Origin of the sequence: Enterococcus sp. S22(2020) (assembly GCF_020295385.1) — a bacterium.
Lineage (GTDB): Bacteria > Bacillota > Bacilli > Lactobacillales > Enterococcaceae > Enterococcus_L > Enterococcus_L dunnyi.
Genome location: NZ_JACFUD010000007.1, coordinates 129,104 through 147,266, shown reverse-complemented (window position 1 = coordinate 147,266; position 18,163 = coordinate 129,104). Strand labels below are relative to the sequence as shown.

The following is an 18,163-nucleotide window of genomic DNA, read 5'->3' as shown; positions in this document are numbered from 1 at the left end:
ATTCCTCCAGTATGATTGTTAAAACAAAAAATCCATTCAGACAATATGCCTAAATGGATTGATAAAAGTCGTCAGTTCAATACTTTCGTTCGCCACTTAGGATTGTCTACGTGGCTGTTTGTTCAGTGCAAAGTGCTCTAGCCATCATAGATACAAAAACAGTTTTTGCTGTTTGCACCCATGATTTCATGAATACAAACCTATCTAAAATAGCTAAAGTAAGCTTTATTCAGTTGTGGGTTGATTAAGTAAGTCATAGTAATCTCCTCCGCAAATTGAATTGTACTTAGTATAATTCAAAAACTGGAAGAATGTCAACAGATTATTTAAAATTTTCAGACAATTTATTTTTTTTAAAGTAAAAAGCAAATATTTTTTATTTTCTTCTTTCCATGCTAAAATTCAGTTTGTAGATAAAATTAAAAAAAGACTAGGAGAATAGTTATGATTTCAAAAAAATTAATTACTTTAGGTACATTAGCAGCAACTGTATTAGTATTAGGCGCATGCAGCAGCGATAGTAAAGACACAAAAGCGAGCTCATCTGACAGCAAAACAGAAGCAACTTCAACAAGCTCAAGCATGGATGCTGTAAGTTCTGCCTCTGTTAGTGACAAACCAGAAGTACTCGAAAAAGCATTAGGTGAAGATGGAAACTGGATCATCGCTGCAACTGCAGATGTAATGTTTGATAAAGATGTGACTGTCTCAGGTGAATTCCATGATAAAGGCGATTCTTCTGCGGATATCTACAGAAAATTAGCTTTATATGCACAAGATTCAGATCGTAAAGTGACGGATGAATATACAATCACTGTACCAGAACTAATTGTTGAATCAGAAAACTTCAATATCGTTAACGGAACTGTTAAAGGAAACATCTTAGTTAAAGCGAATGGTTTTGTTTTAAACGGTGCAAAAGTTGACGGAAACGTAACGTTTGAAAAAGAAGAATACAAAACATCTGCTACTCTTGATAAAGAAGGCGCAGAAGTAACTGGTGACATCACCGTTCAATAAGAATGATCATAAAATGAGAGGCACTTGATTGTAAAATCGAGTGCTTTTTTTTCTATAATAAAAGATACTTGAACCTCTTGACTTTTACTATAGAAAGAAGTAGAATGTATAGATGCAAAAACTATCTGAAAAATGCTGAAGCAGGAGCGAAATATTGTCCGTTCCGGTTTTTAATAGGGAAACAAAAGTAGAAAACGCACGAGAAAATTTTCAAGAGCACATTCTATTTTTGGTTTTTTTTTGCCTAAAAACCGCAAAAAATGCTCATTGTTACGTATATTTAATATTTGTAATGAAAATGAAATGTTTCAGTTAGTGTTTTGATAGACTTTTAATTAGAGGAGTGAAGAGCTTGGCTGGACACGTAGTAAAATACGGAAAACACCGCGAACGTAGAAGTTTCGCCCGGATCAGTGAAGTGTTGGAATTACCCAACTTGATTGAGATTCAAACAGACTCTTACCAATGGTTTTTAGATGAAGGCTTAAGAGAGATGTTTGAAGACATTTTACCAATTGATGATTTCCAAGGAAACCTATCTTTGGAATTCGTAGATTATGAATTAAAAGAACCTAAGTACACCGTAGAAGAAGCGCGTTCACATGACGCAAACTATTCTGCACCTTTACATGTCACTCTAAGATTGACCAATCGTGAATCTGGAGAAATCAAATCACAAGAAGTTTTCTTCGGTGATTTCCCTCTAATGACCGAAATGGGAACATTCATCATCAATGGAGCAGAACGTGTTATCGTTTCTCAGTTAGTGCGTTCACCAGGTGTGTATTTCCATGGCAAAGTAGACAAAAATGGTAAAGAAGGCTTTGGCTCAACTGTTATCCCTAACCGCGGCGCATGGTTGGAAATGGAAACAGATGCAAAAGATATTTCTTATGTGCGTATCGACCGTACCCGTAAAATTCCTTTAACTGTCTTAGTCCGTGCTTTAGGTTTCGGTTCTGATGATACGATTTTTGAAATTTTCGGCGAAAGTTTAAGCTTACGCAATACGATCGAAAAAGATCTACACAAAAACGCTAGCGATTCTCGTACAGAAGAAGGATTAAAAGATATTTATGAGCGTCTTCGCCCAGGCGAACCAAAAACGGCAGATAGTTCTCGTAACTTACTGAATGCTCGTTTCTTTGATCCAAAACGTTATGACTTAGCAAATGTTGGTCGTTACAAAGTCAACAAAAAATTAGATTTGAAAACACGTCTATTGAACCTAACTTTAGGAGAAACACTGATCGATCCTGAAACAGGTGAAATCCTTGTTGAAAAAGGAACAGTGTTGACTCACCAAGTAATGGAAACATTAGGTGAGCATATCGATAACGGACTAAATAGTGTGACTTATTACCCTAGCGAAGACGGTGTGGTAACTGAACCGATGACGGTTCAAGTCATCAAAGTTCTTTCTCCAAAAGATCCTGAACGTATCGTTAACGTAATCGGTAATGGCTATCCTGATACAAGTGTGAAAACAGTTCGTCCGGCAGATATCGTTGCTTCAATGAGCTATTTCTTCAACTTACAAGAAGATATCGGTAACGTGGATGATATCGATCACTTAGGAAACCGTCGTATTCGTTCAGTCGGTGAATTATTACAAAACCAATTCCGTATCGGTTTAGCACGTATGGAACGTGTAGTTCGTGAAAGAATGTCTATCCAAGACACTGAAACATTGACACCGCAACAATTGATCAATATTCGTCCAGTCGTAGCAAGTATCAAAGAATTCTTTGGTTCTTCTCAGCTATCACAATTCATGGACCAAACAAATCCTCTAGGTGAGTTGACACACAAACGTCGTCTATCTGCCTTAGGACCTGGTGGTTTGACTCGTGACCGTGCCGGCTATGAAGTGCGAGACGTTCACTATTCCCACTATGGCCGTATGTGTCCGATCGAAACACCTGAAGGTCCGAATATCGGTTTGATCAATAGCTTGTCAAGTTATGCCAAAGTCAATAAATTTGGTTTTATTGAAACGCCGTATCGTCGTGTGGACCGTGCAACTGGAAAAGTAACAGACCAAGTCGATTATTTAACAGCTGACACGGAAGACCACTATATCGTAGCGCAAGCAAACTCACGTTTAAATGAAGATGGAACTTTTGCTGAAGAATTAGTAATGGCTCGTCTACAAAGTGAAAACCTTGAAGTAACGATCGATAAAGTCGATTACATGGACGTTTCACCTAAACAAGTAGTAGCAGTAGCGACAGCATGTATTCCTTTCTTGGAAAACGATGACTCCAACCGTGCCTTGATGGGTGCCAACATGCAACGTCAAGCGGTACCGTTGATCCAACCTCGTTCACCACTTGTGGGAACTGGTATGGAATACAAATCTGCACATGACTCAGGTGCTGCTCTTTTATGTAAACATGATGGTGTCGTTGAATATGTGGATGCATCAGAAGTACGCGTTCGCCGTGACAATGGCGCATTAGACAAATATATGGTGACAAAATTCCGTCGTTCAAATTCAGGTACAAGCTACAATCAACGTCCAATCGTTCTTTTAGGCGAAAAAGTTGAAAAAGGCGATACATTAGCAGATGGACCTTCTATGGAAGAAGGAGAAATGGCTTTAGGACAAAACGTACTTGTTGGATTCATGACGTGGGAAGGGTACAACTACGAGGATGCGATCATCATGAGCCGTCGTTTGGTGAAAGATGATGTGTATACATCTATTCATATCGAAGAATATGAATCAGAAGCTCGTGATACAAAATTAGGACCTGAAGAAATCACTCGTGAAATTCCAAACGTTGGTGAGGATGCGTTGAAAGACCTTGACGAAATGGGGATCATCCGTATCGGTGCTGAGGTTAAAGATGGCGATCTATTAGTAGGTAAAGTAACGCCTAAAGGGGTAACTGAGTTATCTGCTGAGGAACGTTTATTACACGCTATCTTTGGTGAAAAAGCTCGTGAAGTTCGTGATACATCTCTACGTGTGCCTCATGGCGGCGGCGGGATCGTTCACGATGTGAAAATCTTTACTCGCGAAGCTGGGGACGAATTATCTCCAGGTGTAAACATGCTAGTTCGTGTGTATATCGTTCAAAAACGTAAGATCAACGAAGGGGATAAAATGGCCGGACGTCATGGTAATAAAGGGGTTGTATCCCGTATCATGCCGGAAGAAGATATGCCGTTCTTACCAGATGGCACACCGATCGATATCATGTTGAACCCATTAGGGGTACCATCACGTATGAACATCGGACAAGTACTAGAGTTGCACTTAGGAATGGCTGCCCGTCAATTAGGGATCCATATTGCAACACCAGTCTTCGATGGCGCAAACGATGATGACGTTTGGGACACAGTTCGTGAAGCTGGCATGGCTAGTGACGCAAAAACAGTTCTTTACGATGGACGTACAGGTGAACCATTCGATAATCGTATCTCTGTTGGTGTTATGTATATGATCAAACTTGCCCACATGGTCGATGATAAATTACATGCTCGTTCTATTGGGCCATACTCACTTGTTACTCAACAACCACTTGGAGGTAAAGCTCAATTTGGTGGACAACGTTTTGGGGAAATGGAAGTATGGGCACTGGAAGCATATGGTGCAGCTTACACATTACAAGAAATCTTAACGTACAAATCTGATGACGTGGTTGGTCGTGTGAAAACATACGAAGCGATCGTCAAAGGTGAACCAATTCCAAAACCAGGTGTACCGGAATCATTCCGCGTATTGGTGAAAGAGTTACAATCACTTGGATTAGATATGCGCGTATTGGACATTGAAGAACAAGAAATCGAATTGCGTGATATGGATGACGATGATGATGACTTGATCACAGTTGATGCCCTAACAAAATTTGCCGAACAACAATCAGCGAAACAATTAGAAAAAGAAGCAGCTGAAGCAAAAGAAGCTGCCGATGCAGTTCTTGAACAAGAAATTGAAACAGCTGAAGATACTAAAAACTAATTGTTTGAAGTCATAGTAAAATTGTCAAGTTAGTGTTGATGGATGTTTTCTTTTGTAGAAAGAGAGCATCACTCAATCGGTGGAAGAAAAAGCAGCTCGTGTTGTATTTTTCTTCCGCACCTAACTTTTCCTATCAAGAAATGGAGGGAATTCCTTTTGATCGATGTAAATAAATTCGAAAGTATGCAAATAGGTTTAGCTTCTCCAGAAAAGATCAGAAGCTGGTCTTACGGTGAAGTAAAGAAACCTGAAACGATTAACTACCGTACGCTAAAACCTGAACGTGAAGGATTGTTCTGTGAACGTATTTTCGGTCCAACGAAAGACTGGGAATGTGCTTGTGGAAAATATAAACGTATTCGTTATAAAGGTATCGTATGTGATCGTTGTGGTGTAGAAGTGACTCGTTCTAAAGTTCGTCGTGAACGTATGGGACATATCGAGTTGGCAGCACCAGTTTCACATATCTGGTATTTCAAAGGTATTCCATCTCGTATGGGTCTTGTTTTAGACATGAGCCCGCGTGCCTTAGAAGAAATCATCTATTTTGCATCGTACGTAGTAATCGATGCTGGCGATACTTCTTTAGAGAAAAAACAATTATTGACAGAGCGTGAATACCGCGACAAACGTGACCAATATGGTCAAGGTTTTACTGCAGCAATGGGTGCAGAAGCTGTCAAACAATTATTGGATAATGTTGACTTAGATGGTGAAGTAACTCAATTAAAAGAAGAGTTGAAATCTGCTCAAGGTCAAAAAAGAACACGTGCGATCCGTCGTTTGGATATTTTAGAAGCCTTCCGTGCTTCTGGAAACTTGCCAAGCTGGATGGTCATGGATGTTATTCCTGTTATCCCGCCTGATTTACGTCCGATGGTTCAATTAGAAGGTGGTCGTTTTGCGACTTCTGACTTGAATGACTTGTACCGTCGTGTGATCAACCGTAACAACCGTTTGAAACGTCTATTAGACTTGAATGCACCAAGTATCATCGTGCAAAATGAAAAACGTATGCTGCAAGAAGCAGTTGACGCATTGATCGATAATGGTCGTCGCGGCCGTCCTGTAACAGGACCAGGTAACCGTCCATTGAAATCTCTTTCTCATATGTTGAAAGGGAAACAAGGTCGTTTCCGTCAAAACTTACTTGGTAAACGTGTTGACTATTCTGGTCGTTCAGTTATCGTCGTAGGTCCTAACCTTAAGATGTACCAATGTGGTCTGCCAAAAGAAATGGCGATCGAATTGTTCAAACCATTCGTAATGCGCGAATTGGTTCAACGTGAAATCGCAACAAACATCAAGAATGCAAAACGTAAAATCGAGCGCGGTGAAGATGAAGTATGGGATATTTTGGAAGAAGTCATCCAAGAACACCCAGTCTTACTTAACCGGGCACCTACGCTTCACAGACTTGGTATCCAAGCCTTTGAACCGGTTTTAGTTGAAGGTCGTGCGATTCGTCTTCACCCATTAGTATGTGAAGCTTACAATGCCGATTTCGATGGAGACCAAATGGCCGTTCACGTACCGTTGAATGAAGAAGCGCAAGCTGAAGCACGTATGTTGATGTTAGCAGCACAAAACATCTTGAACCCGAAAGATGGTAAACCAGTTGTTACACCATCTCAAGATATGGTCTTAGGTAACTATTACCTAACAATGGAAGAAGACGATCGTGAAGGGGAAGGTATGATCTTCCGTGACATGAATGAAGCTGTGTTAGCATGGCGTAATGGTTATGTTCATTTACACTCACGTATCGGTGTTCAAACAACATTACTTGGCGACAAACCATTTACGGATTGGCAAAAAGAACGTATCTTGATCACAACTGTCGGTAAGATTATCTTTAATGAAATCATGCCTGTCGAGTTCCCTTACTTGAATGAGCCAACAGACTACAACTTAACGGTTCAAACACCGGATAAATATTTTGTAGAAGCGGGTACAGATATTCCAGCTTATATTAAAGAGCAAGAATTAGTGTTGCCGTTCAAGAAGAAAAATCTAGGAAATATCATTGCAGAAGTCTTCAAGAGGTTCCATATCACTGAAACTTCTAAGATGCTTGATAGAATGAAAGACTTAGGATACAAACACTCAACTCATGCGGGTATGACAGTTGGTATCGCAGATATCATGGTCTTACATGAAAAACAAGAAATCATTGAAAATGCGCATAAACAAGTCGAAAATATCACGAAACAATTCCGTCGTGGTCTGATCACAGATGACGAACGTTATGAACGTGTTATCGGCGTGTGGAATGCTGCGAAAGATGAGATCCAACAAAAACTGATCGAAAGTATGGATGCGAAAAATCCAATCTTCATGATGTCAGATTCTGGAGCCCGTGGTAACATCTCCAACTTTACTCAGCTTGCTGGTATGCGTGGATTGATGGCCGCTCCGAACGGACGTATCATGGAATTGCCGATCATCTCTAACTTCCGTGAAGGACTTTCTGTCTTGGAAATGTTTATCTCTACTCACGGAGCTCGTAAAGGGATGACCGATACAGCCTTGAAGACAGCCGATTCAGGTTACTTGACTCGTCGTCTGGTTGACGTAGCGCAAGATGTGATCATTCGTGAAGACGATTGTGGAACAGACCGTGGCTTAGTGATCCAAGCGATCCGTGAAGGAAATGAAATCATTGAAACACTTGAAGAACGTCTACTTGGACGTTACACTCGTAAATCAGTGATCCATCCTGAAACAGGTAAAGTCATCATTGGTGAAGACCAATTGATCTCAGAAGATCTTGCAAAAGAAATCGTAGATGCAGGTATCGAAACAGTAACGATTCGTTCCGTATTTACATGTAATACAAAACACGGTGTATGTAAACACTGTTATGGCCGTAACTTAGCAACTGGTTCAGGTGTTGAAGTTGGTGAAGCTGTTGGTACAATTGCAGCCCAATCAATCGGAGAACCTGGTACACAGTTGACAATGCGTACGTTCCATACCGGCGGGGTTGCTGGTGATGATATCACTCAAGGTCTTCCCCGTGTCCAAGAAATCTTTGAAGCGCGTAATCCGAAAGGGCAAGCAGTCATCACAGAAGTTACTGGTGAAGTCATCGATATCTCTGAAGATCCTGCAACGCGTCAAAAAGAAGTAACGATCAAAGGGAAAACAGATACACGTACGTATACTGTTCCTTATACTGCTCGTATGAAAGTTGCTGAAGGCGATACGATCCATCGTGGTGAGCCATTGACAGAAGGTTCGATCGATCCGAAACAATTGCTGCAAGTCCGCGATGTATTATCTGTTGAAAACTACTTATTGCGTGAAGTACAACGTGTGTACCGTATGCAAGGGGTAGAAATCGGCGATAAACATATCGAGGTAATGGTTCGTCAAATGCTGCGTAAAGTTCGTGTCATGGATCCAGGTGATACTGAAATCTTACCAGGTACATTACTTGATATCGCAGAATTTAAAGATCGCAACTACGACACATTAGTAGCTGGCGGAGTTCCTGCAACAAGCCGTCCAGTGTTACTAGGAATCACAAAAGCATCATTAGAAACAAACAGTTTCTTATCTGCTGCGTCATTCCAAGAAACAACACGTGTGTTGACAGATGCTGCGATCCGCGGTAAGAAAGATCCATTACTTGGATTGAAAGAAAATGTTATTATCGGTAAGATCATCCCAGCTGGTACTGGTATGGCTCGTTACCGTAACATGGAACCAAAAGAAGTCGGCGTAGCTAGCGAAAATGTCTACAGTATCTCTGATATTGAAGCACAAATGGCTGCTGAAGATGCGTTGAACGAATTAAACAAATAAAAATAAAAAAAAGCTAGAATCGATTATGATTCTAGCTTTTTTATTAATCAAGTTCTGCCGCTGCTTCTTTATCTAAAATAATTGTTAAGTTCGGATGAACTTGAAGCAGTGAAGCTGGAACGTCATTTGTTACAGGGCCAAAGAAAGCTTGTTTGATGATCTTCGCTTTTTTCTTTCCTGTAGCAAATAGCACGATTTCTTTTGCTTGCATAACACTTTTCGGTCCCATTGTTACATAAAAATCAGGGCGTTCGGCTTCATCTCCGCCAACTTCACTGAGTAAGATATCTTTCATATTTTCAGTCGCATTTTCGTCTACAACAGAAGTTAAGTTTTCAAAGGTTGTTGTTCCCGGTAGGTTTCCGCAGTAATGGCCATCTGCTCCGATCCCAAGCAAAATCAAATCTAAGCCGCCATCTTGTGCAATTCTTGAATCTTGGGTTTTGTAATTTTTTTCGTCAAGCGGGTGGATATGATCGGAATCGATTTCTGCTGGTTCAAAAAATAGTTTGTTTAAATTTGACATCGTAACGCCGTAGCCTGCTTTTTTCTTAAAAGGAATTTCATCGAAATTATAGTAGTGAACATTATCAAAGTACGTCTTATTTTTAACATCGTCTACTAAGTATTCGTACATTTTTACAGGTGTCGATCCAGCTGTGATGGCTAGATTTACTCGTTTGTTTTGATACATTTTACCTAATAAAACATTTGCTGCAACACGGCTCATTTTTTCATAATTGTCTTCTACGATGATTTTCATGTTTTGACACATCCTTTGTTTTTTCTTTAATCTATCATGTGGGAACCATCCCATGTCAATGGACTTTAAGCAAATCAATAGGATTATTTGCCTGTTCAGCTTATGATAGAAAAAAAGAGGTGGTGCGACAATGGAACAACATTATGAAAAAGCTATTTTTGCTGGCGGCTGTTTTTGGTGTATGGTCAAACCATTCGATAGTCAGCCGGGAATTATTTCTGTTGTGTCAGGCTATACTGGCGGACATGTGGAAAATCCAACCTATGCACAGGTCACAACGGGTACTACTGGGCATACGGAAGCGGTAGAAATCACGTATGATCCGACGATCATGCCGTACAAGGGTTTGGTAGAAATTTATTGGCAGCAGACGGATCCGACAGATGCACTAGGACAATTTGCAGACCGAGGAGATTCCTACCGTCCAGTGATCTTTTATTCAAATGAGGCACAAAAAGAAACAGCAGAACAATCCAAAGCAGAACTACAAGCCAGCGGTCGTTTTACACAACCGATCGTAACCAAGATAGAACCGGCTCAAACTTTCTATCCCGCAGAAGATTACCATCAGGATTATTATAAGAAACACAGTGTTCATTATAATCTGTATCGTGAGGGATCTGGGCGTGCAGGCTTTATTCGGAAAAACTGGAAGGACTAAAATGAACGAAAAAGGAGATAAGGGCATTATTGCTTTTATCTCTTTAGTTATATATAGAGTATCAGAAATAAGCCGAATGTTAAAAATGGAACAAATGGAAGCTGTTCTATTTTTTGATTTAAAATAAGACGGCAAAATAATGAAACGGATAATGCACAGCCACTGGCAATAAATAATAGTAAAATCAATGATTTATTGCCGAGCAACACTCCCCAAGAGGTGATCAAAAGGATATCTCCACCTCCAATAGCCTCTGTGAATACATAATTGAAGCTAGTCAGAATAATGAATAGGAAGACGCCGGTAATTACATGAAAGGGCAATTCTAAAAAATAGTGAAAACCACATAGTAGCAATAAGAAGGGGTAAAAAAGCTTAGGCTCCACAATCAAATAAAAAATATCCGTTAAAGTCAAAATAAAAGCGATAAGTGAAAAGAAGAAAATATACATGGAATAACTGTTACCAAAATCGGTCAATAGAAATAGAAAACCAACAATAAACTCACTAAACAAATAACTGACTGGCAATTTATGGTGACAGTAACGACAACGGAATTTTAATAAAATAATGGAGACAATTGGAATCAACTCAAAAAATCGTAACTTAGTCTGGCAATCCGGACACTGTGATGCAGGAACCACAATAGACTTTCCGAGTGGCAACCGTTCAGCGACTAAACAAATAAATGAACCGACGACACTGCCAATAATAAACTGAAACAACCACATAAAATCCCTCCTCTAAATAAAAATACGCAAATAATTCCTTTTTTAACTAGACAAATATTTTTTTATTAGGAATAATTGGAGTAAGAGAAAAGGAGCGAGGAAATGGAGAAAGTAGCGATCGGTGTAGATATCGGAACGACACAAACAAAAGCAGTTGGCTTTAACGGAGATGGAACTGTTCGAACATCAGCGTATGTTCGCTATCCGCTGATCCAGGAAACAGAGGGGATGGCAGAGCAGGATGTCGAGCAAATTTTTCAAGCGGTTGTCTCGTGCATTGGGCAAGTAGTGTCAGCCGTTCAGCCCTTAGAAATTTCTGTGATCTCATTTTCAACAGCGATGCATGGGCTGATTGCCGTAGATGAAAACGGGCAGCCACTGACAAGAGTGATTACCTGGGCGGATAATCGCGCAGAAAAATATGCTGAAGCATTCAAAAATACGTTATTGGGACAAACGATTTATCAGAATACAGGGATGCCGATGCATCCGATGACACCTTTTCACAAAATACGTTGGTTGAAGGAGCAGCATGCAGAAATTTTTGACCGCGCAAAAAAATTTATTGGTATGAAAGAGTATGTTTTTTATCGCTTTTTCAATCGATATATCACTGATTTTAGCACAGCTTCAGGAACTGGTTTTTTTAATATTCATACTCTTGACTGGGATCAGCAAGCACTGGAAGAAATGCAGATTGCTCAAGAGCAATTACCACTATTAGCTTCACCTACATATCAAATGACAGGATTAAATAAAGAGTTAGCTGAACAAATAGGGGTGACTGAGCAAACGATTTTTGTTTTGGGAGGAGCCGATGGTCCCTTATCTAATTTAGGTCTTGGCGCGATAGCAAAAGGTACAGCAACATTAACTGTGGGAACTAGTGGCGCTTTGCGCTATATCGTTGATCAGCCTTATGTACATCCGCAAGCGGAAACCTTCTGTTGTGTGCTGGACGAAACACATTGGGTCATTGGCGGTGCAACAAGTAATGGCGCAGGTATTTTTGATTGGGCCTGTGAAAATCTACTTAAAGAAGTACAGTCGGACGCACGAACTGTTGGGAAGAATTCCTATGATGCAGTGATAGAACAGGTGAAAGAAGTACCGGCGGGTGCGAAAGGGCTACTGTTTCATCCTTATTTACTAGGAGAGCGGGCACCATTATGGGATGCTGAAGCTGCAGGAAGTTTTGTTGGCTTAAAGCGAAATCATGATGATAAAGTGATGATGCGGGCAGTGATAGAAGGGATTTGCTTAAACTTTAGAAGAATCCTGACGGAGCTGGAAGAATTGGGCGGTTCTGTACAGGAAATACGTGCAACTGGCGGATTTGCAGATTCTGAGGTGTTTAAAGAAATCATGGCAGATGTTTTAGGCTATGAATTATCATTGACGGAAAGTATCGAAGCATCAGCTTTGGGCGCTGTTTTACTTGGTTGGCAGAGCATAGGGAAAATCGATGATCTAGAACAGGCTTGTAAACATGTGCAGATTTATGAAACGGTGATTCCAACACCGTCTAGGAATCAGATCTATCAGCAACTATATCCGATATACTTGGCTACGCAGCAGCAATTGTCGGCAAGTTATCATCAGTTGGGAAAATTAAGAGCTGATTTAGACGGACTTTTTTGATCGATAACAATGGACTTATTTTACTAATACATGAGAGAATGGAGGAAAGAGGATGAAGAAATTATGGTTTGTCCCGTTGATAGTCGTTGGATTTCTTCTGACAAGTTGCGGGACGAAGGGGATTTTGGCGGAAGATGCTGGTGAGCTACTGATCGATCGTCTGATTTATCAAAAAGAAGGTAATAAATTTAAAAAAGAATTTCGAGATGGTGAACAAGCTAGCAAAGAATTGGATGAAAATAGTAAGAAATTTGAAGAAAATTTTGCTAACGGTCTATCTTCTGCTGGTGCAAAAGTGAAAGAAGAACAATCGAGCCAGTTAACAAAAGAACTATTACAACAAGCGAGAGAGAAGACATCATACAAAGTTGTCCAAATCGATGAAAATAAAAAAGGTGCGACAATTTCTTATTACGTTACAGGTTTAGATTTAGTCAGTGCCATGCAGGAAATGACACGAGAATTAGTCAAGAAAACAATGGAGAGCCCTGAGCTTGCTAATAATGATCAAAAAACGTTAGACGCAACTTTTTCAATTCTAGAAGAGCGTGTTCAAACGATCAAGATCAAAACAGATCCTGTCGAACTTAAGATTCGGCTAGAAAAAGAAAAAGGGAAATGGTTTGTCCCAGAAGATCAAAAAGATGCAGTCTTTAATCTTTTTCTGGCATTTATTGCTGGAGCTGAAAGTGTAGATGCGATGAATGAAGAGTTGGAAGTAGCCATGAATGAGGTCGCCAAAGAAATTATTGATTCGTTAGACTCTCAACCGATCGTAAATAATGATTAAGCATTAGATTATAATTATTATCAAATGATAAATAATATAAAAATGAAAGATTTTAGTGTACTTTTTTTCCGTTTCGTACTACAATGATATATGTAGATAAAATATTTAGGAGGATGATGTATAATGAAATTTGAACAAACAAAAGAAGTCTTGAACCAACTAGTTGCAGATTTAAGCCAGTTTTCAGTAGTGATCCACCAAACACATTGGTATATGCGCGGACCAGAATTCTTGACGCTACACCCAAAAATGGATGAGCTTATGGACGAAATCAATGACCAGTTAGACGTTATTTCTGAACGTTTGATCACATTAGACGGCGCTCCATATTCAACATTACAAGAATTTGCTGACCATACTGGAATTGAAGATGAAATTGGTACGTATGAACGTACGATTCCTGAACGTATGGAAAAATTAGTAGAAGGCTATCGTTACTTAGCGGATCTATATCAAAAAGGAATTGATGTTTCTGGCGATGAAGGCGACGATTCTACACAAGATATCTTTATTGCAAACAAAACAGATATCGAAAAAAATATTTGGATGTTGCAAGCAAAATTAGGTAAAGCACCTGGTATCGATGCAGATTCACGTACAAAAACTCGTTAATTAGATGATCAAAAACACTACAAAATAAAAGGCTATTTTGTAGTGTTTTTTTTGTCTTCTTTTTTTAATGCTTCTTTTCCGCGTTCGACAGCCGCTCTTACTTGGTCGAAGCCAGTACCACCATAGGAATGACGGCGCTCAATGGCTGTTTTTGAAGCTAACGTTTGATAGATATCCGCTTCAATAAGTGGTGTTACTGCTTGATATTCTTCTAAAGGAATATCCTGTAAGTAGATCCCTTTTTTCGTACAATCGAGCACTAATTTCCCAACGATTTCATGCGCTTGGCGGAAAGGTAAGCCTTTATTAGCAAGGTAATCAGCAAGCTCAGTGGCGTTCGAAAAATCTTTTTCAGTCGATTTTTCCATGGTTTCTTTATTCAAAGACATTGTTTCGACCATGCCAGCCATGATCTCTAAGCTAGTTAGAATCGTCTGTGCTGTGTCAAACATGCCTTCTTTGTCTTCTTGAAGATCCTTGTTATAAGCTAAAGGCAACCCTTTTAAAACCGTTAAAAGGCTGAATAAATTGCCATATACGCGACCTGACTTTCCGCGTATCAATTCCGCCATGTCCGGATTCTTTTTCTGCGGCATGATCGAACTTCCTGTAGAGAAGGTATCTGTCAGTTCAATGAACTGAAATTCATGACTGCACCACAAAATGATTTCCTCGCAAAAACGAGAAAGATGCATCATCATGATCGAACTGTTACTAAGAAATTCTAAGATGAAATCTCGATCACTAACGCCATCCAGACTATTATCGTAAATAGAAGAGAACCCTAATAACTCAGCTGAATACGCTCGGTCGATCGGAAAAGTCGTGCCAGCTAAAGCAGCACAGCCTAAAGGTGAAATGTCGATTCGTTTTAGACTTTCAGAAAAACGCTCCTGATCGCGTGTCAGCATGCCGTAATAAGCCATCATATGATGCCCGAATGAAATAGGCTGAGCATGCTGCAAATGAGTATATCCCGGCATGATCGTCTCAATGTTTTCCTCAGCTTTTTGAACTAATACTTGGCGGAAAAGCTGAATTTTTTCAATAACCTCTTGAACCGTTTCTTTCAGATACAGGTGCATATCTGTTGCTACTTGATCATTTCGGCTACGTCCAGTGTGGAGTTTTCCCGCTACAGGACCGATTTCATCATGTAAATGCGTTTCGATATTAAGATGGATATCTTCATTTTCTATACTGAATTCCAGCTCGCCTGCAGCTAGTTTAACTTGAAGAGTCTTTAAACCATTCGTGATTTGTTCTGTTTCATCTTGGGTTAAAATCCCCGTTTTCGCCAACATTTTGACATGGGCCAAACTGCCAGTAATATCTTGTTGCGCTAATTGTTGATCGAAAGTGATCGAAGCACCAAATGCATCGATCCAGGCCTCACTTTTACCTTCAAAACGACCGCCCCATAATTTCTTCATCGTACTCACCTCATTTATGTATGAATATGCATTATTAAAACGTCTATAAAATAGTTTAAATAAATGACTGTAGACGTATCGATTTCCTTATTTTAATCCGCAGATCAAAAGGAAATTCTCTTGAGATATGTCGTTAGTCTGGATAGATCAGGATACATTTATTTGCGTTGCCCGCAAATGGTACCTCACTATTTGATCTAACATATGAAAAGCAAAAATGCTAATCGTTGTTTTTATGCAAAGATGCTTGGACTTCAGCGTTGACTTTTGTTGGAAGCCCCCAAAGCTTGATGAAACCAACAGCAGCATCTTGGTCGAAGGTGTCAGCAGAAGTATAGGTCGCCAAGTTTTCGTTGTATAAGCTGTTCGCTGACTTACGTCCTTCAACGATTGCGTGGCCTTTGAAAAGCTTCACACGAACTACGCCGTTGACGTATTTTTGTGTAGACTTCAAGAAAGCGATCAAGGCATCTGTCAGCGGGTTGAACCATAAACCATTGTAGATGATTTGTGATAGCTGATTTTCAATGATCGGCTTAAAATGAGCGACTTCACGGACGAACGTTAAATCTTCCAGCTCTTTATGAGCAGCCATCAATGTGATCGCAGCAGGACATTCATAAACCTCACGGGATTTGATCCCAACTAAACGGTTTTCAACGTGGTCGATCCGACCGATACCGTGTTTTCCTGCTAGTTCATTCAATTCTAAAATCAAATCAGATAATAGCATTTCCTTGTCATTGATCGCTGTCGGCACACCTTCAACAAAAGTCAGCTCGATAATATCGGGCGTATTCGGAGCATCTTCCAAGCTGACAGTCAGTTCGTAAGCACCTTCTGGCGGAGTTGCCCAAGGATCTTCTAGGATACCGCATTCATTGGCACGTCCCCATAAGTTTTGATCGACAGAGTAAGGATTGTCTAAATCAGCAGGAACCGGCACACCTTTTTCTTTAGCATAGTTGATCTCTTCTTCCCGTGACCACTTCCATTCACGAACAGGTGCAATAACTTTCAGCTCAGGTGCAAGAGCATTGATCGCCACTTCAAAACGGACTTGATCATTCCCTTTTCCTGTACAGCCGTGAGCGATCGTTGTCGCACCAGTCTCGTGAGCAAGCTCGACTAATTTTTTAGCGATCAAAGGGCGTGAAAGAGCAGAAACCAATGGATAAGATTGTTCATAAAAGGTATGTCCCTGCAATGCGATCAATGCAAAATCTTGCGCGAATTCTTCTTTAGCATCGATTGTATAAGAAGCAGAAGCACCAACTTCCAATGCTTTTTTCTTGATGAAGTCTAAATCTTTCTTCTCGCCAACATCTAAACAATAAGCGATCACATCATAGCCTTCATCGACCAACCATTTAACAGCAACAGAGGTATCTAAACCTCCGGAATAAGCTAAAACAACTTTTTCTTTCATTCTGGAACACTCCTTCATTTTTGTTATCTTTTTTTGATTGTTCTCATCATAGCACCCAAAAATACAAAAATCAATACTTTTTATAAATAAATATACATAAAATTGTTTTAAAAAGGAAAAATATGCATAAAATAGCTAGAGAAGTGCGTAATAGATAATACGCTTATTTTTGAGTATTCTATTTCAAATCAGGAAATAATTATTTTTAGACGGAAAAAAATAGAAGAAAAATAGCGAGAAAACGCAGAAATCCATTGACTTTACTGGTGATAGAGGGTATTATGTTAAATGGTATTGTTTGCCCCACAATGAGCCCCGGAAACTCAAGTGTATGTCAAACATCGAATAGAAAATTGGAGGAAAAAAACGTGCGTACAACATATATGGCCAAAACTGGCGAAGTAGAACGTAAATGGTACGTAGTAGACGCAACTGATGTTCCTTTGGGACGCCTTTCAGCTGTGGTTGCTTCTATCCTACGTGGAAAAAATAAACCAACATTCACACCTCATGTGGATACTGGAGATTTCGTAATTGTAATCAATGCGGATCAAGTGAAATTAACTGGAAACAAAGCAACTGACAAAATTTACTACCGTCATAGCCAATACCCAGGTGGATTGAAATCTGTTACTGCTGGTGAATTGCGTGATAAAAATTCTCGTCGTTTGATCGAAAACTCAATCAAAGGCATGCTACCTAAAAACACTTTAGGCCGCAAACAATTGACTAAATTAAATGTGTACGGTGGCGCTGAGCATCCACATGCTGCACAACAACCAGAAGTATTAGATATCACTAACCTAATTTAAGGAGGGAAATTCATTGGCACAAGTACAATATAGCGGCACTGGCCGTCGTAAAAAATCTGTTGCCCGCGTACGTTTAGTACCAGGTACTGGTAAAATTACTGTAAACAAAAAAGACGTTGAAGAATATATTCCACACGCTGACTTGCGTGAAGTTATCAACCAACCATTTGGCGTAACTGAAACTAAAGGCGCTTATGATGTTATCGTAAACGTAAACGGTGGAGGCTACTCTGGTCAATCAGGTGCGATCCGTCACGGCATCGCTCGTGCATTGTTAGAAGTAGATCCTGACTTCCGCGGAGCTTTAAAACGCGCTGGACTTCTTACTCGTGATGCCCGTATGGTAGAACGTAAAAAACCAGGTCTTAAAAAAGCCCGTAAAGCTTCACAATTTTCAAAACGTTAATATACCTTATATATCAACGATTCAGGCGTTTCGCAACATTGTTTGTGAAACGTCTTTTTTTGTATTCCCACCATTTCTCCCACCA

The 18,163-nt window shown here is 39.9% G+C and carries 13 protein-coding genes; 9 read left to right on the top strand and 4 right to left on the bottom strand.

What is annotated here, in order from left to right; all coding sequences use genetic code 11:
* Positions 1–444 precede the first annotated feature (444 nt).
* The 3 genes from H3T55_RS14740 (at position 445) to rpoC (ending at position 8,800) form a co-directional block, all read left to right on the top strand.
* Positions 445–1,020: a polymer-forming cytoskeletal protein gene (locus H3T55_RS14740; protein ID WP_225535149.1), complete on the top strand. Its 576-nt coding sequence runs from the start codon at positions 445–447 to the stop codon at positions 1,018–1,020.
* A gap of 352 nt (positions 1,021–1,372) precedes the next feature.
* The gene (gene rpoB / locus H3T55_RS14735; RefSeq protein ID WP_162288355.1) at positions 1,373–4,990 is read left to right on the top strand and encodes a DNA-directed RNA polymerase subunit beta; all 3,618 of its coding nucleotides are present in this window, start codon (positions 1,373–1,375) and stop codon (positions 4,988–4,990) included.
* A 156-nt stretch (positions 4,991–5,146) separates the two neighbouring features.
* Positions 5,147–8,800: a DNA-directed RNA polymerase subunit beta' gene (gene rpoC, locus H3T55_RS14730; RefSeq protein ID WP_263864739.1), complete on the top strand. Its 3,654-nt coding sequence runs from the start codon at positions 5,147–5,149 to the stop codon at positions 8,798–8,800.
* A gap of 43 nt (positions 8,801–8,843) precedes the next feature.
* Here the strand turns inward: rpoC and H3T55_RS14725 are convergent, their stop codons facing one another.
* Complete coding sequence (locus tag H3T55_RS14725) at positions 8,844–9,563, bottom strand: glucosamine-6-phosphate deaminase (RefSeq protein WP_225535150.1); 720 nt, start codon at positions 9,561–9,563, stop codon at positions 8,844–8,846.
* A gap of 130 nt (positions 9,564–9,693) precedes the next feature.
* Here H3T55_RS14725 and msrA point away from each other — a divergent pair, with 130 nt between their 5' ends.
* On the top strand, positions 9,694–10,224 hold the full coding sequence (gene msrA, locus H3T55_RS14720) for a peptide-methionine (S)-S-oxide reductase MsrA (protein WP_225535151.1): 531 nt from the start codon (positions 9,694–9,696) through the stop codon (positions 10,222–10,224).
* A 47-nt stretch (positions 10,225–10,271) separates the two neighbouring features.
* Here the strand turns inward: msrA and H3T55_RS14715 are convergent, their stop codons facing one another.
* Positions 10,272–10,955 carry a prepilin peptidase gene (locus tag H3T55_RS14715; protein WP_225535152.1) on the bottom strand — a complete coding sequence of 228 codons (684 nt, stop codon included), beginning with the start codon at positions 10,953–10,955 and terminating at the stop codon, positions 10,272–10,274.
* Positions 10,956–11,057: 102 nt separating this feature from the next.
* Between H3T55_RS14715 and H3T55_RS14710 the strand changes: the two genes are divergently transcribed.
* The 3 genes from H3T55_RS14710 (at position 11,058) to H3T55_RS14700 (ending at position 13,998) form a co-directional block, all read left to right on the top strand.
* Positions 11,058–12,596 (top strand): gluconokinase, encoded by a 1,539-nt coding sequence (locus tag H3T55_RS14710; RefSeq protein WP_225535154.1) that lies wholly within the window; start codon positions 11,058–11,060, stop codon positions 12,594–12,596.
* Between the two features lie 52 nt (positions 12,597–12,648).
* A complete protein-coding gene (locus tag H3T55_RS14705; protein WP_225535156.1) occupies positions 12,649–13,386 on the top strand; it encodes a DUF5105 domain-containing protein in 738 nt (245 codons plus the stop codon).
* A 123-nt stretch (positions 13,387–13,509) separates the two neighbouring features.
* The gene (locus H3T55_RS14700) at positions 13,510–13,998 is read left to right on the top strand and encodes a Dps family protein (RefSeq protein WP_087640474.1); all 489 of its coding nucleotides are present in this window, start codon (positions 13,510–13,512) and stop codon (positions 13,996–13,998) included.
* A 32-nt stretch (positions 13,999–14,030) separates the two neighbouring features.
* Here H3T55_RS14700 and argH read toward each other — a convergent pair whose 3' ends face one another.
* On the bottom strand, positions 14,031–15,431 hold the full coding sequence (gene argH / locus H3T55_RS14695) for an argininosuccinate lyase (RefSeq protein WP_225535157.1): 1,401 nt from the start codon (positions 15,429–15,431) through the stop codon (positions 14,031–14,033).
* A 220-nt stretch (positions 15,432–15,651) separates the two neighbouring features.
* Positions 15,652–16,860, bottom strand: coding sequence for an argininosuccinate synthase (locus tag H3T55_RS14690; RefSeq protein WP_225535159.1), 1,209 nt, complete (start codon positions 16,858–16,860; stop codon positions 15,652–15,654).
* A gap of 383 nt (positions 16,861–17,243) precedes the next feature.
* Here H3T55_RS14690 and rplM point away from each other — a divergent pair, with 383 nt between their 5' ends.
* Both rplM and rpsI read left to right on the top strand, forming a co-directional pair.
* Positions 17,244–17,672, top strand: a complete 429-nt coding sequence (gene rplM / locus H3T55_RS14685) for a 50S ribosomal protein L13 (protein ID WP_303393937.1) — start codon at positions 17,244–17,246, stop codon at positions 17,670–17,672.
* Between the two features lie 13 nt (positions 17,673–17,685).
* Positions 17,686–18,078, top strand: coding sequence for a 30S ribosomal protein S9 (gene rpsI, locus H3T55_RS14680; RefSeq protein ID WP_069662643.1), 393 nt, complete (start codon positions 17,686–17,688; stop codon positions 18,076–18,078).
* Positions 18,079–18,163 lie beyond the last annotated feature (85 nt).

What these genes read in the sequence shown, in the direction of transcription:
- H3T55_RS14740 (WP_225535149.1), top strand. Translation starts at nt 445, where the DNA reads ATGATTTCAAAAAAATTAATTACTTTAGGTACATTAGCAGCAACTGTA.
- H3T55_RS14725 (WP_225535150.1), bottom strand. Translation starts at nt 9,563, where the DNA reads ATGAAAATCATCGTAGAAGACAATTATGAAAAAATGAGCCGTGTTGCA.
- msrA (WP_225535151.1), top strand. Translation starts at nt 9,694, where the DNA reads ATGGAACAACATTATGAAAAAGCTATTTTTGCTGGCGGCTGTTTTTGG.
- H3T55_RS14715 (WP_225535152.1), bottom strand. Translation starts at nt 10,955, where the DNA reads ATGTGGTTGTTTCAGTTTATTATTGGCAGTGTCGTCGGTTCATTTATT.
- H3T55_RS14710 (WP_225535154.1), top strand. Translation starts at nt 11,058, where the DNA reads ATGGAGAAAGTAGCGATCGGTGTAGATATCGGAACGACACAAACAAAA.
- H3T55_RS14705 (WP_225535156.1), top strand. Translation starts at nt 12,649, where the DNA reads ATGAAGAAATTATGGTTTGTCCCGTTGATAGTCGTTGGATTTCTTCTG.
- H3T55_RS14700 (WP_087640474.1), top strand. Translation starts at nt 13,510, where the DNA reads ATGAAATTTGAACAAACAAAAGAAGTCTTGAACCAACTAGTTGCAGAT.
- argH (WP_225535157.1), bottom strand. Translation starts at nt 15,431, where the DNA reads ATGAAGAAATTATGGGGCGGTCGTTTTGAAGGTAAAAGTGAGGCCTGG.
- H3T55_RS14690 (WP_225535159.1), bottom strand. Translation starts at nt 16,860, where the DNA reads ATGAAAGAAAAAGTTGTTTTAGCTTATTCCGGAGGTTTAGATACCTCT.
- rplM (WP_303393937.1), top strand. Translation starts at nt 17,244, where the DNA reads ATGGCCAAAACTGGCGAAGTAGAACGTAAATGGTACGTAGTAGACGCA.